This is a genomic window from Methylobacterium sp. FW102-HT35C08 (assembly GCF_058790235.1).
Genome location: NZ_JBYTCL010000002.1, coordinates 1,071,315 through 1,091,641, shown reverse-complemented (window position 1 = coordinate 1,091,641; position 20,327 = coordinate 1,071,315). Strand labels below are relative to the sequence as shown.

The following is a 20,327-nucleotide window of genomic DNA, read 5'->3' as shown; positions in this document are numbered from 1 at the left end:
TCAGCGGCCACCAGCCGAAAGGCTCGAACCTACGCTGCCCGAGAGCTGGCTCGGGAGACCCAATTGCGTTCCGTTCGGATTGGAGTTGAGGTCCGTATCCGGCGTGACGAGGCTGCCAGGAGAGGGGTTTGTCGACTGAGCCGGCTCGAACACCTGCTTGGCGCCAGCTAAAGGAACGATGACCCGCTCTGGCCGGATCTGGGTCTCACACAGGCCTTGGCAGATCGGTACCATGACATCGGTCGGCTGGCAGATTGGCCTCATCTCGCCCTGGATGCACGTACAGCGGCACAGCGCCGAGGCAGGGGCCGGAAGGAGCAGCAGCGAGGCAGCGAGCAACAGGGTACGCATGTCGATCGGTCCGATTTGCGCGGTGGCGTTCAAGGCTGATAGCATAGTCGCAGAGACAGCTGGTACGCAGTTTCAGCCTTCGGGCTGTCACGCAGTCCCGCCGCGGGACGGCTGTACATTCACCGTCCACCCTCCCAAATGACCGCTGCCCGCAATTTTTCGTTCCGGGCTCGTCAAGCGTAGGCCGCCGACGCTGTTCTTCTTCGGGGATTGATGGCCAGAGCCGCCGCGGGAGCAGTGTGATGATCAGGCGGGAATTCAGCAAGGCTGTGCAGAGTCGGGGGCTGCACTGTTCGATCCTGCTGACACGTCCGATGAAGGGACAAGGGCAGCCACATCCCCGACAAACTCATCCGCGACATGTCGACGGGAACGAGCGGCGGGCGCTTAGCTCGAGAAGCTCGGCCCGAGAATAAGGCCATCAGGGCGGCGGCATGATCCAAGGCATCAATCCTATCCTCATCGTGGCCGAGTCGCTTCGGGCGCACGGCTTCATCGTCGAGTCGGATGAGGAACTTGATTTCTGGCGCATCGACGGGGGGAATGGATCACCGACGTGGACCTGCTGGTGCTCGCCTTGCGTCACAGCACAGTGGGTGCGCCGCAGCTAATGAACTGAGCAGAGACGTGACATTCACATGGTGCCTCCGATAAAGGAGTGGCAAGACCTCCTTGAACAAGGCTGCTGCCGAGCGGCTTCCGTGCTGAGAGTGGTCGTCGATGAGGAAACCGTCTGCCACGTGGTGGAGCAGCGCGGTATTGATATAGTGTTAATTTCACCAGTCGTCGCGTTAATTCGGCGCCAGTCATCAACCCGCTGCCTTGCGCTGTAAGTAACTATATTACTCGGTTCTGCACGCGAGTTCGTCCGGTTTCCGCATGTCTTCAAATCCTACAATCCTGGCGTCACTCAGTGAAGTTGCGCACGCGTACGATCTGATACTCTGCGATGTTTGGGGCGTGCTCCACGACGGCGTTCATGCGCATCGGGCAGCTGCTGAGGCTCTGATCGCATTCCGCGAGTGCAGCGAAGAAAAGCAACATCCTGTTGTTCTGATCTCGAATGCTCCTTGGCCTCAAGCGAATGTGCGCACGGCGCTCGACCGCTTTGGTGTCCCGCAGGCGGCTTACGACGCGATTGTCACGTCCGGTGACTTGACACGAGAACTCATCGCAGCACGCCCGCGCGCGCGCGTATTCCATCTCGGCCCCGACCGCCTCGCCTGCCTGCTTTCCGGTCTCGACATCAGTCAAGTCGAGGCAGGAGAAGCCGATCTCGTCGTCTGCACGGCCTTGATCAACGACGAGGTAGAGTCGGCGGAAGATTACCGAGACCTACTCCAGGCGCTCTGCGATCGAGACGTGCCAATGATTTGCGCGAACCCCGATATCGTGGTCGAGCGCGGCGACCGACTGCTTCCATGCGCTGGTGCAATCGCAGCTACCTACGTGCTACTTGGCGGTACGGTAGCCTACGCAGGTAAGCCATATCGCGAGGTTTATGATATCGCGATAACCAAAGGTACCTCAATTTTTGGTTCATCTGTCGACCGGACGCGCGTCCTGGCGATCGGAGATGCGATCCGCACCGACATTGTAGGCGCGCGCGGCGCGGAAATCGCGAGCCTTCTAGTAGCTCAAGGCATCCATTCCACAGAGATCGGAGCTCATACGGAGCGAGGTGATCTTGAGGCACTTGCGGCGTGGTTGAGCTTTCAGGAGGTGCGCCCGGACATGATGATTACTCACTTGCGGTGGTAAGTAATTCGCGATTGGTGACTTATATAGAATGGCATCAAATCTTCTGGGTTAGACAGATTTTTTATCAGTCCTCTTCCGAGCTCGCAGTTCTTCCACACTTTCCGCGGAACGGTTGCGGCGACGGGACACACGGGCTGATTAACGTTGACAATGATCATGCCTTTTTTCCTGCCGAGCTGCGCAATTAAGCGCGTTATCCGTTCCAGGTGCTCACTGTTCTCGATGCCGGGCCGGGCTATGCGCGGTGTGATGCTGCGCGCTCGGCACTCACGCTGACATCGGAGATGATCGTAGCCCTTGTCGGCGTATAGCTTGTTCGGTCTGCGATGCAGGCAGCTATGACGTTATGTGCGCACGTTCGGCACTGCATCGGACATGGTAGCCAGCCTCCGGCTGTCGTGGCAGTTGACCGCGGTGGGAGTTGGGCCGAACGACGCGTAGTAGATATCTAAAACGAGGTGGCGCTGATCGCGAAGCAGCGCCGTCGACTCGCGGTACGTTGCCCGATCTGCAGGGTGTGGGTTGTCGTGACCCGACTGGTCCTTTGGACCGAGCCGCTTGTGAGGCTACTGCATGGCAGCGGCCATGGGTAGTCGGAAGGCTGGATCCGAGACACTGGCCGAGGCCAGACTGTTGCCTCGTGCCGTTTGACCTTGATCTGGCGCAGCCTCTGCACAACCTGTTCTGTACTCGTTTTCTGACCTTGCCGTAGGTCCCGATCCTCCGGTCCCGACTGACCCTATGCATCAGCCCGGCCCACAGCTAGAGCGGTGACCGACCGGATAGAATCGCCTGGGGTTTCGGCTGGGACGGAGTTGTGATTCGACGGACGGCTTACCGAGGAGGAGAGCCGATGGCCTCCGCCCTGTCTGTGGATCTACGCGAGCGCGTCGTGGCCGCAATCAAAGCGGAAGCTTCGCGCCGGGAAGCGGCACGGCGCTTCGAGGTCAGCCCGGCCAGCGCCGTGCGCCGGCACGGGACCTTCGTGCAGGAGGGTCGGACGCAGGCCAAGCCGATGGGCCGCGATCAACGCTCGCACACCACCTTCGCCAGGCTCAAACCCCTTCTTCGTGCCGAGGCCGCCCGCACCATCAGCGATCTCTGGGACACCATCCAACGAGCCTTCAGACGCTTCACGTCAGCTGAATGCCGCCGCTATCTCGCGGCCGCAGGCTACGACGCATATGATCCAACCTGATCGGATACCGCTTTAGCCGGTCAGGTCACTGAGCCGTCGAGGTCACCTTCCAGGAAGTGCGCGCTCATCTCGGAGTCGAGACGCAGCGGCAGTGGTCCGACACGGCGATTGCCCACACTACGCCCAGCCTGCTCGCCCTGTTCTCGATCGTCACGCTGCTGCTCGCACGGCTCCCGGCGCGCCACCGGCGATGCGTCCCGGCCGCCGCGTGGTACCTCAAACCACGCCCGACCTTCGCCGATGCCCTGATCGCCGTGCGACGTGCAATCTGGCGCGAGCGGACTTTGGCCGCATCACCGCGCCGACGCGGCCAAACAAAACCACGCTTCCGTTTGCCCGCGTCCTGGGCCTATGTCCTCTGGTACGCCGCATGAAAGGCCGAACGCGAGCTAAGCCAATGTTTGCCGGTCAGGTTAGATGGCAGGCGCAAATTGAAGCTATCTGTCAAATCATAAGCTGTTCGGCCTCGGGAATGCTGCTCTAAATCAAGCCTGCATTTTAGAGACAACATGCTTGACGATAATGAGCCCCAAAGAAATGGACGTGAGTCCAAAAGTAAAGATATATATGTAGTCAATCTCAAAGTTGGTATGCGGGTAATAGGCCGATCTCATCCATTCCGCCAGCTGCAGAACCGGATTATATTTCATCCAATAATATATCTTTTCCGGAAGGTAGCTCGGAAGAAACATCACACCGCTGGAAACATACAGCAGAATGCTGACTAACATATAGCCGAGCAGCCATCCGGGGAAGAAGCCGATGATTGCAACGTTGATCGTGCCAATTCCGATGCCGAGAATCACGGCTGACAAATAGGCGCACATAGCAACAAACGGATCTGCCGGCACCGGATTAGCGCCTATAACGATAAGAACGCTAATAATGACCAGGAGCGCCAAGAAACCCGTTACGATTTCGACGAGGATGCGCGCAAGAATGACGTCAAACAACTTGACTTGAGGATAATAAGTCAATGGGCGGTTCATTATGACCGCTTTCATAACTTCACGTGAAATATATTGAAATACCAGCACTGGAACTGCCCCCGTTGCGAAGAACAGGGCTCTGTCGTCTCCCAGTGGGGCTGGGAGTTTTTGGAATGAATAAATTGCAATCAACATAAAAATGTGCGCGCACGGCCATAGAACAATTACGCCGTAGCCCCAAAGCGAGGCTCCGAAGCGCGTTCGCATATCGCGCAGCATCAAAGCGTGTAACACATGTAGATAGGACTCTGCCGGGCTCTTCGTTGTTGTAGCGTCGGGTAATGTCGGCATCGGGAATCGGTCCCTGCTGTTCCCCTGCTCTCTGTTGGTAAAAATCTGGCCAAAGTGCGTTCGACGGCACGTCCACTTGACCTAACCGATCAGCTTTGGGCGATAGCGGTTGCCGCATGCGCAAACGCTATCTGCACCCATTGGTGGACGAGGTCTGCCGGAAGATGGCCGTTTCCGAGCCGACGTTTTACCGCTGGAAGAAGCAGTTGGAGGATGAGAACAGCAAGCTCAAGCGGCTGGCCGCGAGGATCGCGGCGAGCGTCGGCAGCCGCGCGCCGCTGGTCCGCGCGCGCCCGATCGTGCCAGGTGGGCGCCCGCGGAGCGGGATCGTAGAGTGCTGCGTCGAGCCGCAGGCGCGTGATCGCCGTGATGCGAGCGCGGCGCATCGCGTCGAGGAACAGCAAGGCCGAGAAGCCGCTGTCGCCCACCACGACGAGGTCGCGCCTCGGCAGCCAGCGTCGGGCCTGGAGAGTGAGTTGGCCGCCGACGTCGAGCAACGGCTTGTGCCGGCGGCCCCGTTCACGACAGGCGCGCTCTGACGGCACCAGCGCGGTCAGGAACGGCAACGCCCAGATGCGCCCCGCCCAGGGGACGGGGCGAGCACCATCAGGCTCATCCAGCGCAGCCCGCTCGCCTTGACGAAGTGGCTGTCGGAGGAGCGAACCGGATCACGGTAGATGCCTTTGGCCGCGATCCGCTTGCCGCGACGACGCTCGATCGTGTCGTCCAGTCCCAGGACCACGGGGCCGCGTTGCGCAAACGCATCGACGAGGAGCCCGAGCAAGATACGGCTGCCGGAGCACGGGCACCACGCCGCCCGGTTGAGGATGCGGTGGACGTTCACGAACCGCCGCTCCTGCGCGCGGCCCATGATGCGCAGGACGCTTGTCACCGTGCGCGGCCCCGGCGTGAGGATCGCGCCGACCAGCAGGTTCTGGGCGTGTCGCCACGAGCGATGGACGAACAGCGGTGCGAACGCCAGGATGATCCCGGCGAAGCGGGTGGGCAGGGGCAGCATGGCGGTGTCTCTTGACGGGGACGCCACCAGCCTATCCGTCACGCCCGCTTCGTCGCCTCCGCCCACTCAACCCGCCGCAAATGGCCAAAGTCGAGCTAAGGGCGCGCTTCAATTTGAAGCGACGTCTGGCTCAGATTGAGAACTTGCGAATAAAAGCTCTCACAGTGCTGTCCACTTTTTCTTCCGTCACATGCCAAGCTGCCCCATCATCTCCTGCATAAAAGTCGCTGCAATTAGAGCCCACCCACCGAAACACTTCAAAGGATGGCCAATAGCTGACACTGCCGATTGATTTATCCTGGACGATCTCATGCGCCGCAAGGCGCATTGTCGATTTAGATATGCAATCAGCCTCTACACAGGAAGCAAACTCAAAAGTCGCCAGGAGTGGAACCGGCGAAACGGTCAGGATGATCTTTACGTTTTCTGATTGTTTTTTGATGAAATTAATGAGATAGCGGATATTTTCTACATTCTCAGAAACGCTCGTCGTTTTATACATGTAGCGCTCTGCTAAAACGTGAGCGCTTAAGCTGGACGGCCGCGGAAGTACAAAGTCACCGGTTTGTCGGTCAAAGAAAGCCGGGGCAACGCCCAATGTCAAAATGAAGACATCGCTGTTTTTGATTGATTCGATTGTTTTTTCCGGAGTCCATCCGGTGGGGAGCAACTCCTTAAAGCGCTCCGAAACTTGGGGGTTGACATTGTGCGCGCTAAGCCAATCCGCAAAGCAGCGATTAGCAAATGTTGTATTGATATGCTCGGATATATCCATGTGCTCACTTGCATACCCCGCCTGTCGCAAGCTGCGCGATATATTTCTGGCGAAGCACGAGCCCATGGAGAAAAATCTTGTGTTCTCGTGGATCGAAATCCGCTCTTCCTTCTCATCAAGCGCAATATGTTCGAGAATCAGATGTTCTAAGTTGCCCCTGAGTTGTTCAGTCTTGGGATATCGGCCAACTTTTCTCTTTTGAGATCCTTCTGCTTTGGCTTTCGGTACTGCCCGCCCTAAGCGTACCGTCTCCCGGTTTGCTTCATTGTCAAACCGATCAGGTGCAAGTTGCATCGCACGTTCTAGCGCGGCCAAGGCCTCTTCGAGGTTGCTGCCATGGTGCGTCAGGGATTCACTCAGAGCAGCCCAAGCCTGTGGATCATCTATCCGTTGAGTCACAATCCGATAGAATTCTATTGCCTTGTCAAGCGGTCCAACGTTCAGGCACCTTTGTGCGGCAGCAAGCAATACGAAATTGCTGGCGTCAGACGCGCGCGTTAATATCTCTGGATGGTCATCTATTATACTTACCAATATATCCCTGGCTTGGGCCTGTTTATTATGCGTGCCGTCCTCAATGCCGTCGATCGCACGCACTCTGTTCCATAGTAGAGATTCACTCAGAGCAGCCCTAGCCTGTGGATCATCTGTCCGTTGAGTCACAATCCGATAGAATTCTATTGCCTTGTCAAGCGGTCCAACGTTCAGGCACCTTTGTGCGGCAGCAAGCAATACGAAATTGCTGGCGTCAGACGCGCGCGTTAATATCTCTGGATGGTCATCTATTATACTTACCAATATATCCCTGGCTTGGGCCTGTTTATTATGCGTGCCGTCCTCAATGCCGTCGATCGCACGCACTCTGTTCCATAGAGCATCGTCCGGCACACCGCCGGAACGTTCTTGGGAGTCTTCATCGTAGGTGATGTTGTTTTCATGGTCTGACATTCGTATGTTCCTGCAAGTCCGAACTCGCAAAGCTGCTTTTCGTGGTTCGTACCGTATGGGCGCCGGCGATGAAGACTCTCTGGGAATGCCTGTAGCAACACAAAATTTTTGTAAGTTAGGAAGTCGCTGATAGCTGGTGCAGTATCTTCATCGGCTCGACTCGGTCGCGTAGTCGTTGCGCTGGTGAGGCAGGGTCGTTGCCATAGCCACCGCGTCCCTCTGCCAAGCCGGTGTTCACAAAGTGTACCAGCGGGTTGTGATCCGACGAGGCTGCGTCGGCGTTTAACGCTGATAGCTGGCCGTGCTGAACCCGGCGCTCGGATCGCGGCCTTCTTTCTAGGCGGCGAGGAGGAAGTGGGTCAACGGGTCTAAGAATATCCGTCGTCAGATGATTTGAGACGAGTTGGGACGCTCAGGCACGGAGGCTCTGGTCCACGTGGGTTGAGAGGCTAGGCAGCCTGCGTGGTGGCGCAAGCGGCGGTCCATGAGGGTCTGGCGCTTGATCCGCGCCCGATTCTGCAGGATGGCCTCGCCGCGGCCGAAGTAGACGTCGGCGGGCGTGAGGTTGCCTAGGCGCTCGTGAGCGCGGGCGTGGTTGTAGTGATCGACGAAGGCGGCGACCCGCGCCTCCAGCTCGCCGGGCAGGTAGGCGTGTTCGAGCAGGATGCGGTTCTTGAGCGTCTGGTGCTAGAGCCTGTCGTCACCTGAGGTGATCGAGGGCTGCGGCGAGGCAGAGGAATCCGGTGAAACTGGAGGCGGTTTTCTCATAGCGCGTGGCAACCGCCCGCCACTCCTTGAGCCGTGCCCAGAGCCGCTCGATGGTCTGATCACAAACGACAAATTCTGCCTGGTGCGCACGGCGCAGCTCGTCCTGACGTGGCGGCGGCGGCCCTTGCGTGGGCGTGGATGCGTGCAGGCGAACGAGGGCTCAGGCCTCGATCTGGAGAGTGATCGGGGAGAGGCCATGCGTCGCCACCGGCAGGTCCGCCGGCAGATGCTGGCTGCTCCGGACGGGGCACGGCGTTGGGACCGGGCGTACGCGCTCATCTTGGAGTGGGGACTACCCGCGGCCAAAACCGCGTCGGTGGGAACACGCATCACCTCCCGAGCGACACAGGAGGTGAGCTATGAGAACGGCGGTCTACGTGCGGGTCTCGACTGTGCGCCAAGCCCAGGCCCAGACCATCGACCAGCAGCTTGAGCGTCTGCGCACCCACTTACAGGCTCAGGGCGTGGCCCTGGACAGCACCGCCATCTTCCGGGACGACGGCCGCAGCGGCGCGACACTGAACCGGCCCGGCCTGGATCGGCTGCGCGATGCCGTGCGAGCCGGCGAGGTCGGCCGCGTGCTGGTCACGGACCCTGACCGGTTGTCGCGCAACTACGTGCAGATGATGGTCCTGCTGCAGGAACTGGAGCAGTTCGGCTGTCAGGTCGTCTTCCTGGACCGGCCGATGGGGCGGGATCCTCAGGACCAGCTGCTGTTGCAGATCCGGGGCGCCGTGGCAGAGTACGAGCGTACCCTGATCGCGGAACGCATGCGGCGGGGACGGCAGATGCGAATGCGAGCCGGCTGTTTGTTGCCCTGGACCCGGGCGCCCTACGGTTACCGGCTCAACCCTGACCGCCCGCGCGACCCGGCCGGCGTCACACTGGAGCAGGCGGAGGGCGCCGTGGTCCAGGAGATCTTCGCCCGCTACGGGACTGTCAGGGATTTCGTGTGCGGGCGGCCATAGTGGATCCGATGGAGGTTCTCGATGGCACGACGCAAAGCACCCCGTATCCCTGACGCGCTCCTGGACCACTGCTGGCCGGGGCTGATCCGAAGTCGGCGTTCGAGGCCGACGGCCTGCTGGACGAGCTGAAGAAGGCCCTGGCCGAGCGGGCGCTCAACGCCGAGATGGACCACCATCTGGCGGGCGAGGACGCCGGCAACACGCGCAACGGTTATGGCCGCAAGACGGTCACGACCGAGACAGGCCGGATCGAGCTGGCGATCCCGCGCGACCGGCAGGCGACGTTCGATCCGCAGCTGATCGCCCGCTATCAGCGCCGCTTTCCTGGCTTCGACGACAAGATCGTGTCGATGTACGCCCGCGGCATGAGCACCCGAGAGATCGTCTCCCAGCTGCTCGAGCTTTACGGCATCGAGGTCTCGCCCGACCTGATCAGCACGGTGACCGACGCGGTGCTGGAGGAGGTCGCCGCCTGGCATGCCCGGCCGCTGGAGCCGGTCTACCCGATCGTGTTCTTCGACGCCCTGCGGATCAAGGTGCGCGACGAGGGCGTGGTCCGCAGCAAGGCCGTGCACATCGCGCTGGGCGTACGCGGCGACGGCTCCAAGGAGATCTGATCGTTCCAGCGTCGCCAGCGCGATAAAGCCGCAGCGCTCGCCGATCAGCAGAGGACAGCGCAGGAACGTGCGGGTTCGAGCGGCGGTCGACGAGCCGCTTGGACGCTAAGGATGAGCCCCCCGCTATCTCACGCAGTGCGCTTCCACGACGAGCTCAGCGGCCTGTGGTCGGACGCCGACAGGTTGAAAATGCAGGCGATGGATAAGCGTGGCAATCGGCGACCTCACATTCAGCGCAGGCGCAGGTCGTCCTCGCTCTCGCGGGCGAGCCGCAGCAGGTTCTGGCCGTAGGCGGTCTTGGCGAACATCTCGCCGCGGGCCACGAGCTGGTCGCGGGTGATGAAGCCCTGCAGGTAGGCGATCTCCTCCAGGCAGGCGACCTGAAGGCCCTGGCGGTGCTGCAGGGTGCGGACGAACTCGCTCGCCTCCAGCAGGCTGTCGTGGGTCCCGGTATCGAGCCACGCGTAGCCGCGCGACATCCGCTCCACATGCAGCTGCCCGCGCTGAAGATAGGCCTCGTTGACGCTGGTGATCTCCAGCTCGCCGCGCGGCGAGGGCTTCACGTCGGCGGCGATGTCGAGCACCTGGTTGTCGTAGAAGTACAGGCCCGTCACCGCCCAGGTCGATTCCGGGTTCTGCGGCTTCTCGACGATCTTGGTCGGGTGGCCAGACTTGTCGAGGTTGACCACGCCGTAGGCCTGCGGGTTGTCGACGTGGTAGGCGAACACCGTCGCGCCCTGCCGACGCGCGGCCGCCCGCTCCAGAAGCTCGCCCATGCCGGCGCCGAAGAACAGGTTGTCGCCCAGGATCAGCGCCACGTCGTCGTCGCCGACGAAGTCGCGCCCGATGACGAACGCCTGCGCGAGGCCCTCCGGCCGCGGCTGCAGCGCGTAGGAGAACTGAAGCCCGAACTGCTCGCCGGTGCCGAACAGCCGCTTGTAATTGTCGAGGTGCTCGGGCGAGGAGATGATCAGGATCTCGCGGATGCCGGCCAGCATCAGCACCGAGACCGGGTAGTAGATCATCGGCTTGTCGTAGACCGGCAGCAGTTGCTTGTTGATCGACAGCGTGGCCGGGTGCAGCCGCGTGCCGGAGCCGCCGGCCAGAACGATGCCCTTCATGGCTTGGAAACTCCCTCTGAGACCGGCCCGACGAGCCGGTCCAGGATGTCGTCGAGCGCCGCCTGCCAGGGCCGCGGCGCGACGCCGTAGGCGTCCGTGAGGCTGTCGGTGGACAGGCGCGAATTGGCCGGCCGCCGGGCCGGGGTCGGGTAGGCGGAGGTCGGGATACCCTTGACCGGCACCGAGCGGCCGCCGCGGCGGGCAGAGCCGGCCACGATCGCCTCGGCGAAGCCGCGCCACGTGGTGTCGCCCGCGTTCACGCAGTGGAACGTGCCGGTGGGCGCCGCCGCATCGGTGGCCAGGCGCCGCGCGATCACCGCCAGCGCGGCCGCGAGATCGGCGGCGGAGGTCGGGCAGCCGTGCTGGTCGTCGACCACGGTGAGCGCGTCGCGCTCGGCCGCGAGCCGCAGCATCGTCTTGACGAAGTTGCCCCGGTGCGGGCTCACCACCCAGGCGGTCCGGACGATCGCGTGGCGCGGGTTGCCGGTCCGCACCGCCAGCTCGCCGGCGGCCTTGCTGGCCCCGTAGACGCTCTGCGGGTCGATGGCGTCGTCCGGCGCGTAGGCCCCATCGGTCTTAGTGCCGGCGAACACGTAATCGGTCGAGACGTGGACCAGAGGGATCTGCCGCGCCGCCGTGGCGGCCGCCAGGATCGCTGGCGCGAGCGCGTTGAGGCGCCAGGCCGCGACCACGTCGGATTCGGCCTTGTCGACGGCCGTGTAGGCGGCGGTGTTGATCACCGCGCGATAGTCCCGGGCCGCCAGCGCCGCCGCGACGGCGTCCGGGTCGGTGATGTCGAGATCCGCGCGGCCGGGCGCGTGCACGGACACGTCGCCGGGCCAGGACAAAGCCTGCAGCTCGGTGCCGACCTGGCCGGCGCCGCCGAGGACGAGGATGTCCATCAGCCGTTGAGCCCCAGGCGCTCGCCCTTGTACCGTCCCTCGCGGATCGGGCGCCACCAGCTCTCGTTGTCGAGGTACCACGCCACGGTCGCCTCCAGCGCCTGCTCGAAGGTCTTCTGCGGGCGCCAGCCGAGCTCGGTCTCGGCCTTGGTGCAGTCGATGGCGTAGCGCCGGTCGTGGCCCGGGCGGTCGGCGACGAAGCTGATCAGCTGCTCGTGCGGGGCGCTCTCGGGGCGCAGCCGGTCGAAGGCCGCGCACAGCGCTTTCACCACCGCGAGGTTGTTGCGCACCGCGCGGCCGCCGAGGAGGTAGGTCTCGCCGATCCGGCCGCGCTCCAGCACGGCGACGAGGCCCTTGGCGTGGTCCTCCACGTGGATCCAGTCGCGCTCGTTCAGGCCGTCGCCGTAGACGGGCAGCTTCTTCCCCTCGAGAGCGTTGAGGATCATCAGCGGGATCAGCTTCTCGGGGAAGTGCCGCGGCCCGTAATTGTTCGAGCAGTTGGTCACCAGCACCGGCAGGCCGTAGGTCTCGTGCCAGGCGCGGGCGAGGTGGTCGGACGCCGCTTTCGAGGCCGAGTAGGGCGAGCGCGGATCGTAGCGGCTGTCCTCGGTAAAGAACGCATCCGGCGGCAGCGAGCCGTAGACCTCGTCGGTGGAGACGTGGAGGAATCGGAAGGTCTTCTTCTCGGCCTCCGGCAGGGCCTCAAAGTGGCCGCGGGCGCCGTCGAGCATGGTCTGGGTGCCGATGACGTTGGTGCGCACGAAGGCGCCCGGATCGGTGATCGAGCGGTCAACATGGCTCTCGGCGGCCAGGTGCATCACCGCCTGCGGCTTGAACTCGGCATAGGCCTTCTGGACGGCCTCGCGGTCGCAGATATCGGCCTCGACCAGGCGGTGGCGCGGGTTGTCGGCGAGCGGCGTCAGGGAGACCGGGTTGGCCGCGTAGGTCATCGCGTCGAGGGTGCAGACCTCGTGGCCGAGGTCGTTGACGAGGTGCAGCACCAGCGCCGAGCCGATGAAGCCGCAGCCTCCGGTCACCAGGATGCGCATGGCAAAAAAACCCTCTTGAAGAATCGTCTTGAACAGAATGACGGGGCAGAAGACCGGCCGGCGTGACCAAATTACGGCCGCGTCGCGCGGGAGATCAGAACACCCGCCCGAGATCGGCGAGCTTCGGGGCGCGGCGGTCCTTGTCGGAGAGGATCGCCGCCTCGGGCGAGACCGGCCACGGGATCCCGACCTCCGGATCGTTCCAGGCGAGGGCCCGGTCGTGCTCGGGGCTGTAGTAATCGTCGACCTTGTAGGCGACCATGACGTCGGGGGTCAGGGTGCAGAAGCCGTGCGCGAAGCCGTGCGGGATGAACAGCTGCTCGCCCGTGTCGGCATCGAGCGTCACGGCCACGAACCTGCCGAAGGTCGGCGAGCCGCTGCGGATGTCCACCGCCACATCGAGGATCGCGCCCTGCAGGACGCGGATCAGCTTGGCCTGCGCCCGGGGGGCGATCTGGAAGTGCAGGCCGCGGATCGTCCCCTGCGGCGCCGAGAAGGATTGATTGTCCTGGACGAAGGCGGTGGTGATGCCGGCCCGCGCGAGGGCGTCGGCCCGGAACGTCTCGGAGAACCAGCCGCGCGCGTCGCCGAAGCGCTTCACCACGATGCGCTTCACGTCCGGAATCTCGGTCTCGATGATGTCCATGCCAGCGCCTTTCCACGCAAATGTCACTTCATATCCTGCGGTAGCTCGCTCACCGCACCTACTGAGCTCAGTTTCCGCATGGTTCCTCACGGCCTAAGGATGACCTGACCGGCTGGCTTTGGGCCGGGCTGATTGAGAGGATCAGCCAGGACTGAAGGATTCGGACAAGCCGCGAGGTCAGAAGACGCGCGCGGAGCAAGTGGTGCTGAAGCTGCGCCAGATCGAGGTGTGATCGGCCCCCACGAGGTGGTCCATAAGCGAATTTAGTGCGCGGTGGGCCGCTCCACCACGGGTAGCTTGGCCGGCGGAGCCGGTCGGGCGAGCGCAGTCAGCCAAGCGGTGAAGGCTGGCACGAACACCTCAGGGGCTGGCGGGCGGTATCCGAGCGACGCGTGGGGGCAAACGGCGTTGTAGTGCCGTCTCCAACTCTCAATCACGATCTGTGCCTCCTTGAGGATGTAGAAGATCTCGCCATTCAGGAGTTCGTCCCGTACGTCACTGAAGTAGCCCCCTAAATGACCGGACAGGGGCTCACGCTTGTGGAAGTGTGTGCCTATGACCGACCCTATGGTGAGTTCTAACGACCCGCCCCGCGCCGAACGCGTCGAGGTGATCACCTCCGTCCAGCGGCGTCCGGCACTGGACTACGCAGGAGAAGGTGCGCCTCGTCGAGGAGACCTATCCGCCCGGCCAGTCTGTCTCGCTCGTCGCCCGCCGCCACGGGCGGAACGCCAACCAGCTGTTCACGTGGCGTCGGCTGATGGGTAAGCGCTCGGCGAGCGGCCCGGTTGATCAGGCGGCCTGAGCACCCGTGGCGACCGGCGACCAGTTCCAGGGCAGGAGTTCGGCCAGGCGTTTGGCTGGATGATCGGCGAGGCGGGTGAGCACGTCGCGCAGGTAGGCCTCCGGGTCGAGCCCGGTGAGCTTGGCCGTCTCGATCAGCGTGTAGAAGGCAGCCGCCCGCTCAGCGCCCCGCTCCGAGCCGGCGAACAGATAGTTCTTGCGCCCGATCGCGACGGACCGCAGCGCTCGCTCGGCTGGGTTGTTGTCGAGCGCGATCCGCCCGTCGTCGAAGACGCGGGTCAGCGCCGTCCAGCGCACCAGCATGTAGCGGAACGCCTTGGCGAGATCGGAGCCGCCGGAGAGCTGCGGCAGGATCGTCTCCGCCCAGGCCTTCAGGGCCGTTGCGAGCGGTCGTGATCGGGCCTGGCGCTGCCGTAGGCGCTCGTCGGGAGGCTTGCCGCTGACGCAGCGCTCGACCTCGTAGATCGCGCCGATCCGTTCCAGGGCCTCGAAGGCGACCGCTGAGCCGGTCCTGGCATGAACATCGAAGAACTTGCGACGGGTGTGCGCCCAGCAGGCGGCCTCGATCAGCGCGCCGCCCGGCCGACGGCCTTCGTAGAGCCCGTTGAAGCCGGCATAGCCATCCGCCTGAAGCACGCCGGAGAACGCCGCCAGATGCGTGCGCGGGCGCTCGCCCTTCCGGTCCGGCGAGGCGAAGAACACGGCCGCTGGCGGTCGCGCTCCGCCGTGGGGGCGCTCGTCGCGCACATACGCCCAGAGCCGGCCAGTTCTCGTCTTCCCCGCCCCGGGCGCCAGGATCGGCACCGTCGTATCGTCACCGTGCAGGACGTCCGACCCGGCGATCACCTCCGTGCGCAGGAGATCGACCAGCGGGGCCAGCGCGGCGGCCGTGGCGCCCATCCAGCCGGACAGGGTCGAGGTCTGCAACGTGACGCCGTCCCGCGCATAGATCTCGGCCTGTCGATACAGGGGCAGGTGATCGTCGAACTTGGCCACGGCGATATGCGCGAGCAGCCCGGGGCCGGCACGGCCGCGGGCGATGGCGTGGTAGGGCGCGGGAGCCTGCACCACGGTCTCACAGGCTCGGCAGGAGAAGGCCTCGCGCAGGTGCCGCACCACCTTGAGGCGGCCCGGCACGTAGTCGAGGCTCTCCGTCACGTCCTCGCCGATCCGACGCAGGCGACCGCCGCAGGCCGGGCAGGCGCACGGGCCGGGATGAGCGACAGTCTCGCGCGGCAGATGATCGGGTAAGGGGCGGCGCCCCGGCCCTCGGCTTGCCGCCTCGACCGCCTCGGCGACGACCGGAGCCGCCGCGAGGCGCTCGGCCTCGTCGACCTCCAGGGCCTCGATGGCGAGTTCGAGCTGCTCGACGCGGGCTTGCAGCTTCTCGGACGAGACGCCGAACTGCGCTCGCTTCAACCTTGCGAGTTCGCCGCGCAGCTTCTCGATCAGCGTGTTGGCATGAACGGCGTCCCTCGCCATGCTGACGATCATGCGTTTGAGCGCATCCACGTCATCCGGCAGCGAGGCAGGATCGAGAGCCATGCCAATAGCTTAGATTGCCCATGACGGCTCCGCCAGCCCCTCTGGGCGTGGCGTCCCTCAGCCTGCGATGCGCGGCCGGTCCGTGCGTTCCGGCGCCCGCCAGTCGATCCCCTCCAGCAGCATCGCCAGCTGAGCCGGTGTGAGCGCCGCCGCGGCCCCTGCCATCCCCGGCCAGACGAAACGGCCTCTCTCCAGCCGCTTCGAGAACAGGCACAGCCCCTGGCCGTCCCACCACAGGACCTTGATCAGCCGCCCCGCACGGCCGCGGAAGACGAAGGCCTGACCAGAGAACGGATCATGGTGCAGGTGGTCCTGCACCAGCGCGGCGAGCCCGTCGAAGCCTTTCCTCATGTCCGTGTGGCCGGTGGCCAGCCACACCCGCGAGCCCGAGGGAACGGGGATCATCGATCCAGCAGCGCCGCGAGAAGATCCCGCACGAGAGATGGATCGGCACCGGCCTCGGCACGCAGCCGATGCCCGCCGACCAGTTCCACCTCAATGGCGCCACCCGGCGCACCCTGATCACGGTTCGGTAGCCCCACCGGTGCCGGCAGTGCGAGCGGAACGAAGGGAGGCGGAACCGGCAGGGCCGCCGCCCGCTCCTCATCCCAGGCCTCGCGTCGCCAGCGAAAGAGCAGCGATGGCGTCAGGCCATGGCGACGCGCCACAGACGAGATCGACGCGGTGGTGCTCTGCGCCTCATCGAGGATCGCTCGCTTGTCCTCACGCGTCCACGAGCGACGCGTGCCGGCTACGACGATATGGGGCGAGATCGTAGGTCCAGACATAGGGCGGATACAGGCCTTCGCGACAGCACTGTATCCAGGTCTCGGATCGTATCCCGCAAGGCGCCTGCCAACGAGCGCTTACGCTGATGGAGCGCGGCGCGTTCACGGCCGCCGGGGCTGGCGAAGAAGTGGTGCCCGCCTCCGAGCTGCGGGCTGCCTGAGCCACAGATCCGTGAGCTGCAGCGGCTCCTGGGCAAGAAGACGCTGGAGACCGGGATCCTGCGCGAGGCGATAGAGCGGGTCGCCGCCCCCAAAAAGTTGCCCTCGCGCGTGACCTCGTGGCCGGGGACGGCCGGTGAGCGCTGTGGCCGCAGCTTTGAGCGTGTCGCGCCCGCACCTCGCCTCGTCCAGGCAGGCCTCCCCCGTCTGGAGGCCCATGGGCCGACGCGGCCGTCCGCCCACACCCGACGCCGCGTTGCTCGGCGCGATCCAGGCGCTCATCGCGGATCCGCCGACTTACGGCTATCGGCGCGTCCATGCCCTTCTGCGCCGGCAGGCCGAGCGGGATGGGCGGCCTGCGCCGAACGCCAAGCGGATTTACCGGGTCATGAAGGTGCACGGCCTCCTGCTCCAGCGACATGCGGGGGAGCCGAGACGCGCCGTCACGAGGGCAAGGTGGCGGTGGCCGTGCGCAACACACGCTGGTGCTCAAACGGGCTGGAGATCGCAGCAGAGAACGGTGAGCGTGTGCGCGTCGCCTTCGCGCTCGATTGCTGCGATCGGGAGGCGATGAGCTACGTGGCGACCACGGCGGGCATCACGGGCGAGGACGTCCGCGACCTGATGGTGGCGGCCGTCGAACACCGCTTCGGGCCGGTCAACCAGCTGCCGAGCCTGATCGAGTGGCTGACTGACAACGGTAGCTGCTACGTGGCCCGCGACACTCGCAGCTTTGCCCGTGAACTTGGATTGGTGCCAAAGACAATCCCGCTGGAAAGCCCGCAGAGCAACGGCATGGCCGAGGCGTTCGTGCGAATCTTGAAACGCGATTACGTACGTGTCTCGGTGCTACCGGACGCCGAGAGCGTGCTGCGCCAGCTCCCCGTTTGGCTGGCACACTACAACAACCTTCATCCTCATCGTGCGCTCGGCTACCGTTCGCCGCGCGAGTTCATCGCCCGATCAACCCAGGAGACCCTGTCCGGTCTTTAGGGGGCAACAACAGTCACTGAACTCACGCCGATGGCGCGGATAGCGTCGGAGACGCTCTGGCCCTGGGAGATCAGCACATCCGCCTGCCGCAGCTTGGCAACGATCTCCTCGGGCTTCGGGTGCTTGGACATGTCATCCGTCCTCCTGGCTCAATAGCCATACCAAAGGGCGGACCTCTTCGATGGGGACGGATCAGCGGCAGAGCTGCAGCCATGGTGCTCCTCTGTGTTCCGAGAACCATGGGATCACAGCGCCGACCACCGCACTACCCCGGTCGACTCAGATTGAACGGCAACAGCTCTACCCGCTTCGCCCCCATCAGATACAGTGGACTGCTTGCCGGTCAGCAAAGTCAGCAACTGGATGCGCTGGCGGACCACTGCAGGGCGCGTGCTTGAGCGCTCGGCTGAACTCGCGACGCAATTTCAAAGGTGTGCTAAAGAGGGTGGCGTGCTTGGTGTCACAGCGGTGATGCTTGGCACCTTCAGCCCATGGTCGGAGACGCTCCACAGATGACCGAGTCTAAACCTTCCGCGCCGGCAGAGCGCTACGACGCGGTAAGTGCGGGCGAACGAGCCCACCTTTCTCAGGAAAAGTGCGCGTCTTAACGCTCGGCATAGAATTAGTTTTCTTCAGAAGAATTGTAGCGATGGCAGGGCCATTCTCCTCTGTTTGTAACAGACCTGCGCACTCTAAAAGATGAGCAAATGAGCGACTTCATTTCTGACTTGCCGACGATCGGCGTCCAGGCAATTACGCAATCCTTCCAAGGAAACTGTGAGATTGAGGCGCCGGTACGTGTGGACGGGATCGCCGTTAATACAAAAATCGGCGCCTTTACTTATGCGCAGAAGAACACTTTATTCGTCGATGCCACGGTTGGGCGATTTTGTTCCATCGCAGAAGGAGTAACTTTAGGGCCCGGAGAGCATCCCACTGACTGGCTATCCACCCACCCCTTCGTTTGCGATCCGAACGATGTCGCGGCAAGCCTATCGCAATGCTTTCCGCAATATCGTGATTGGCTTGGATCGAAATCAAGCCGCGGCGATGAACATTGGCGAGGAGGCGTCGAGATTGGGAATGACGTTTGGCTTGGCCAAAACGCTTTTGTCCGGAGGGGTGTAAAGATTGGACACGGAGCCATTGTCGGCGGTGGTGCTGTCGTTACGCGCGACGTGGCTCCATATTCCGTTGCCGCAGGTAATCCGGCCCGTCATATCCGCTTCCGCATAGCCGAGTCTGCTATCGAGAAAGTTCTTGCCTCACGATGGTGGGACTATGATCTGCGGCCGTTAACTCACAAAATCGACTACTCGGACTTGAACGCTGCCGTCGATCAAATTGTCTCGGCAGCAGAGGCTAATATCATACAGCCGCTTCTCGTGAAAAGATATGAAGTAACTGCTCATGGCGCGAGGTTTATTGGTCAATCGGCCGGGTAGATACAACTGAGATTCTATCAAAGTAAGGCGATTATTCCAAAGTTCTGTGGAGGATAACAAAACGACAGGATCGTGATCAGCTCCACAGGCCGGAAAGCCATTCCTCAGGGCCGGACTAAAGCCAATCCCGCGCCGCTTGACACGAGTTAGCGGGTGGCGTGTTGACGGCTGAAGGAGCTTGCTCATGCCTTCACCGTTGTCTGTGGACCTGCGCGAGCGTGTCGTGGCTGTCGTGGCGTCAGGTGCCTCGTGCCACCGAGCGGCAGCTCGCTTTGGGGTCAGCGTGTCGAGCGTCAGCCGCTGGTCGCAGCTCGCCCACCAAGAGGGCGATGTCGCGCCCAAGCCGATGGGCGGCGATCACACCTCGAAGCGTATTGGGGCGCATGCCGAGTTGATCCTGGCGGCCTCCGAGCAGGAGCCGCGCCTGTTCCTGCGCGAGTTGCGCGACCGGTTGGCTGAGGAGGGCGTGCAGACCAGCACGAGCGGCCTGTCGCGCTTCTTTGCGCGCCACGGGATCAGCTGGAAAAAGGGGCGACGTACGCAGCTGAGCAGGAGCGAGAGGACGTAAGAGCGGCCCGCGAGGCGTGGTTCGAGGCGCAGCCCGAGCTCGATCCGGACCGGTTGGTGTTCCTGGATGAGACAGCAGCCGCCACCAACATGGCGCGGCGCTACGGCTGGGCCCCGCGCGGCGAGCGCTGCCGGCTCGCAGCCCCGTTGGGCCACTACAAAACCACGACCATCACCGCCGCCCTACGCACGAGCGGGCTGTGCGCCACCGCGTTGCTGGACGGCCCACGAACGGCACGCGCTTTTTGCCGTTACGTCACTGAAACCCTCATCCCGGACCTGTAGCCTGGTGACGTCGTCATCATGGACAACCTACCAGCCCACAAGGTTGCCGGCGTGCATGACGCGATCGAGGCCGCAGGAGCGCGGCTGCTCTACCTCCCGTCCTACAGCCCTGATTTCAACCCGATCGAGCAGGTTTTCGCGAAGCTGAAGGCGCTGTCGCGAAGTGCGGCCGCCCCGCACGATCCCGGATCTCTGGGCCGCGATCCAACAGGCGTTCACGCGATTTACTCCGCAGGAGTGCCGCAACTATCTCGCCGCAACCGGCTACGGGAACGACTTGGTCGCCGCTACCTGACCGGGAACAGCTCTAGCGTATCCCTCGAAAGCACCGCATACAAC

Annotated in this window: 18 protein-coding genes and 8 pseudogenes; 10 read left to right on the top strand and 16 right to left on the bottom strand. The window is 63.4% G+C overall.

Features of this window, described 5'->3' with window-relative positions; genetic code table 11:
- Complete coding sequence (locus AC3WSN_RS05340) at positions 1–384, bottom strand: hypothetical protein (RefSeq protein WP_492536651.1); 384 nt, start codon at positions 382–384, stop codon at positions 1–3.
- Positions 385–1,230: 846 nt separating this feature from the next.
- Here AC3WSN_RS05340 and AC3WSN_RS05335 point away from each other — a divergent pair.
- The 3 genes and pseudogenes from AC3WSN_RS05335 to AC3WSN_RS05325 all read left to right on the top strand — a co-directional run.
- Positions 1,231–2,112, top strand: a complete 882-nt coding sequence (locus AC3WSN_RS05335) for a TIGR01459 family HAD-type hydrolase (RefSeq protein WP_492536650.1) — start codon at positions 1,231–1,233, stop codon at positions 2,110–2,112.
- Between the two features lie 853 nt (positions 2,113–2,965).
- Positions 2,966–3,166: pseudogene (locus AC3WSN_RS05330) on the top strand (IS630 family transposase); the annotation flags it as partial.
- Positions 3,158–3,310: pseudogene (locus tag AC3WSN_RS05325) on the top strand (IS630 family transposase); the annotation flags it as partial. The pseudogenes AC3WSN_RS05330 and AC3WSN_RS05325, both read left to right, overlap by 9 nt.
- A gap of 485 nt (positions 3,311–3,795) precedes the next feature.
- Here AC3WSN_RS05325 and AC3WSN_RS05320 read toward each other — a convergent pair.
- From AC3WSN_RS05320 to AC3WSN_RS05295, 6 genes and pseudogenes are all read right to left on the bottom strand, one after another.
- Positions 3,796–4,590, bottom strand: coding sequence for an ABC transporter permease (locus tag AC3WSN_RS05320; RefSeq protein WP_492536649.1), 795 nt, complete (start codon positions 4,588–4,590; stop codon positions 3,796–3,798).
- An 89-nt stretch (positions 4,591–4,679) separates the two neighbouring features.
- A complete protein-coding gene (locus tag AC3WSN_RS05315; RefSeq protein ID WP_492543018.1) occupies positions 4,680–5,135 on the bottom strand; it encodes a transposase in 456 nt (151 codons plus the stop codon).
- Positions 5,136–5,143: 8 nt separating this feature from the next.
- Positions 5,144–5,608: a transposase gene (locus AC3WSN_RS05310; RefSeq protein ID WP_492536648.1), complete on the bottom strand. Its 465-nt coding sequence runs from the start codon at positions 5,606–5,608 to the stop codon at positions 5,144–5,146.
- Positions 5,609–5,738: 130 nt separating this feature from the next.
- Positions 5,739–7,331, bottom strand: a complete 1,593-nt coding sequence (locus AC3WSN_RS05305; protein WP_492536647.1) for a GSCFA domain-containing protein — start codon at positions 7,329–7,331, stop codon at positions 5,739–5,741.
- Between the two features lie 459 nt (positions 7,332–7,790).
- Positions 7,791–8,018, bottom strand: a pseudogene (locus AC3WSN_RS05300) (integrase core domain-containing protein); the annotation flags it as partial.
- A gap of 13 nt (positions 8,019–8,031) precedes the next feature.
- Complete coding sequence (locus AC3WSN_RS05295) at positions 8,032–8,247, bottom strand: transposase (RefSeq protein ID WP_492543016.1); 216 nt, start codon at positions 8,245–8,247, stop codon at positions 8,032–8,034.
- Positions 8,248–8,458: 211 nt separating this feature from the next.
- On the opposite strand from AC3WSN_RS05295, the gene AC3WSN_RS05290 reads away from it, so the two are divergent.
- Both AC3WSN_RS05290 and AC3WSN_RS05285 read left to right on the top strand, forming a co-directional pair.
- A complete protein-coding gene (locus tag AC3WSN_RS05290) occupies positions 8,459–9,067 on the top strand; it encodes a recombinase family protein (RefSeq protein ID WP_492536646.1) in 609 nt (202 codons plus the stop codon).
- Positions 9,068–9,088: 21 nt separating this feature from the next.
- Positions 9,089–9,681, top strand: a pseudogene (locus tag AC3WSN_RS05285) (IS256 family transposase); the annotation flags it as partial.
- A gap of 233 nt (positions 9,682–9,914) precedes the next feature.
- On the opposite strand, the gene rfbA reads toward AC3WSN_RS05285, so the two are convergent.
- The 5 genes and pseudogenes from rfbA to AC3WSN_RS05260 all read right to left on the bottom strand — a co-directional run.
- Entirely contained in the window at positions 9,915–10,805 is an 891-nt protein-coding gene (gene rfbA / locus AC3WSN_RS05280; protein WP_492536645.1) for a glucose-1-phosphate thymidylyltransferase RfbA, read from the bottom strand.
- Complete coding sequence (rfbD, locus tag AC3WSN_RS05275) at positions 10,802–11,707, bottom strand: dTDP-4-dehydrorhamnose reductase (RefSeq protein WP_492536644.1); 906 nt, start codon at positions 11,705–11,707, stop codon at positions 10,802–10,804. The genes rfbA and rfbD overlap by 4 nt, the downstream gene beginning before the upstream one ends.
- Positions 11,707–12,756 carry a dTDP-glucose 4,6-dehydratase gene (gene rfbB / locus AC3WSN_RS05270; RefSeq protein ID WP_492536643.1) on the bottom strand — a complete coding sequence of 350 codons (1,050 nt, stop codon included), beginning with the start codon at positions 12,754–12,756 and terminating at the stop codon, positions 11,707–11,709. Before rfbB ends, rfbD begins: the two co-directional genes overlap by 1 nt.
- 94 nt (positions 12,757–12,850) lie before the next feature.
- Positions 12,851–13,402 (bottom strand): dTDP-4-dehydrorhamnose 3,5-epimerase, encoded by a 552-nt coding sequence (gene rfbC, locus AC3WSN_RS05265; RefSeq protein ID WP_492536642.1) that lies wholly within the window; start codon positions 13,400–13,402, stop codon positions 12,851–12,853.
- Between the two features lie 263 nt (positions 13,403–13,665).
- Positions 13,666–13,896 (bottom strand): annotated as a pseudogene (locus tag AC3WSN_RS05260) (integrase core domain-containing protein); the annotation flags it as partial.
- A 152-nt stretch (positions 13,897–14,048) separates the two neighbouring features.
- On the opposite strand from AC3WSN_RS05260, the pseudogene AC3WSN_RS05255 reads away from it, so the two are divergent.
- Positions 14,049–14,207: pseudogene (locus AC3WSN_RS05255) on the top strand (transposase); the annotation flags it as partial.
- On the opposite strand, the gene tnpC reads toward AC3WSN_RS05255, so the two are convergent.
- From tnpC to tnpA, 3 genes are read right to left on the bottom strand one after another with little or no spacing between them, the layout of a single operon-like run.
- Complete coding sequence (gene tnpC / locus AC3WSN_RS05250) at positions 14,195–15,751, bottom strand: IS66 family transposase (protein WP_492536641.1); 1,557 nt, start codon at positions 15,749–15,751, stop codon at positions 14,195–14,197. The pseudogene AC3WSN_RS05255 and the gene tnpC sit on opposite strands and share 13 nt — an antisense overlap.
- Positions 15,752–15,808: 57 nt before the next feature.
- A complete protein-coding gene (gene tnpB, locus AC3WSN_RS05245; RefSeq protein ID WP_492536640.1) occupies positions 15,809–16,156 on the bottom strand; it encodes an IS66 family insertion sequence element accessory protein TnpB in 348 nt (115 codons plus the stop codon).
- Positions 16,153–16,539, bottom strand: coding sequence for an IS66-like element accessory protein TnpA (gene tnpA / locus AC3WSN_RS05240; protein ID WP_492536639.1), 387 nt, complete (start codon positions 16,537–16,539; stop codon positions 16,153–16,155). The genes tnpB and tnpA overlap by 4 nt, the downstream gene beginning before the upstream one ends.
- A 376-nt stretch (positions 16,540–16,915) precedes the next feature.
- Between tnpA and AC3WSN_RS05235 the strand changes: the two genes are divergently transcribed.
- Positions 16,916–17,272 carry an IS3 family transposase gene (locus AC3WSN_RS05235; RefSeq protein WP_492536638.1) on the top strand — a complete coding sequence of 119 codons (357 nt, stop codon included), beginning with the start codon at positions 16,916–16,918 and terminating at the stop codon, positions 17,270–17,272.
- Entirely contained in the window at positions 17,155–17,691 is a 537-nt protein-coding gene (locus AC3WSN_RS05230) for a DDE-type integrase/transposase/recombinase (RefSeq protein WP_492536637.1), read from the top strand. The genes AC3WSN_RS05235 and AC3WSN_RS05230 overlap by 118 nt, the downstream gene beginning before the upstream one ends.
- Positions 17,692–17,702: 11 nt before the next feature.
- On the opposite strand, the pseudogene AC3WSN_RS05225 reads toward AC3WSN_RS05230, so the two are convergent.
- Positions 17,703–17,822, bottom strand: a pseudogene (locus tag AC3WSN_RS05225) (IS3 family transposase); the annotation flags it as partial.
- A gap of 576 nt (positions 17,823–18,398) precedes the next feature.
- On the opposite strand from AC3WSN_RS05225, the gene AC3WSN_RS05220 reads away from it, so the two are divergent.
- A complete protein-coding gene (locus AC3WSN_RS05220) occupies positions 18,399–19,136 on the top strand; it encodes a CatB-related O-acetyltransferase (RefSeq protein WP_492536636.1) in 738 nt (245 codons plus the stop codon).
- A gap of 184 nt (positions 19,137–19,320) precedes the next feature.
- Positions 19,321–20,283 (top strand): annotated as a pseudogene (locus AC3WSN_RS05215) (IS630 family transposase).
- The last annotated feature ends 44 nt before the right edge of the window (positions 20,284–20,327 follow it).

What these genes read in the sequence shown, in the direction of transcription:
- rfbA (WP_492536645.1), bottom strand. Translation starts at nt 10,805, where the DNA reads ATGAAGGGCATCGTTCTGGCCGGCGGCTCCGGCACGCGGCTGCACCCG.
- rfbC (WP_492536642.1), bottom strand. Translation starts at nt 13,402, where the DNA reads ATGGACATCATCGAGACCGAGATTCCGGACGTGAAGCGCATCGTGGTG.
- AC3WSN_RS05220 (WP_492536636.1), top strand. Translation starts at nt 18,399, where the DNA reads ATGAGCGACTTCATTTCTGACTTGCCGACGATCGGCGTCCAGGCAATT.
- tnpC (WP_492536641.1), bottom strand. Translation starts at nt 15,751, where the DNA reads ATGGCTCTCGATCCTGCCTCGCTGCCGGATGACGTGGATGCGCTCAAA.
- AC3WSN_RS05310 (WP_492536648.1), bottom strand. Translation starts at nt 5,608, where the DNA reads ATGCTGCCCCTGCCCACCCGCTTCGCCGGGATCATCCTGGCGTTCGCA.
- AC3WSN_RS05290 (WP_492536646.1), top strand. Translation starts at nt 8,459, where the DNA reads ATGAGAACGGCGGTCTACGTGCGGGTCTCGACTGTGCGCCAAGCCCAG.
- tnpB (WP_492536640.1), bottom strand. Translation starts at nt 16,156, where the DNA reads ATGATCCCCGTTCCCTCGGGCTCGCGGGTGTGGCTGGCCACCGGCCAC.
- rfbD (WP_492536644.1), bottom strand. Translation starts at nt 11,707, where the DNA reads ATGGACATCCTCGTCCTCGGCGGCGCCGGCCAGGTCGGCACCGAGCTG.
- tnpA (WP_492536639.1), bottom strand. Translation starts at nt 16,539, where the DNA reads ATGTCTGGACCTACGATCTCGCCCCATATCGTCGTAGCCGGCACGCGT.
- AC3WSN_RS05305 (WP_492536647.1), bottom strand. Translation starts at nt 7,331, where the DNA reads ATGTCAGACCATGAAAACAACATCACCTACGATGAAGACTCCCAAGAA.
- rfbB (WP_492536643.1), bottom strand. Translation starts at nt 12,756, where the DNA reads ATGCGCATCCTGGTGACCGGAGGCTGCGGCTTCATCGGCTCGGCGCTG.
- AC3WSN_RS05235 (WP_492536638.1), top strand. Translation starts at nt 16,916, where the DNA reads ATGGGCCGACGCGGCCGTCCGCCCACACCCGACGCCGCGTTGCTCGGC.
- AC3WSN_RS05320 (WP_492536649.1), bottom strand. Translation starts at nt 4,590, where the DNA reads ATGCCGACATTACCCGACGCTACAACAACGAAGAGCCCGGCAGAGTCC.
- AC3WSN_RS05335 (WP_492536650.1), top strand. Translation starts at nt 1,231, where the DNA reads ATGTCTTCAAATCCTACAATCCTGGCGTCACTCAGTGAAGTTGCGCAC.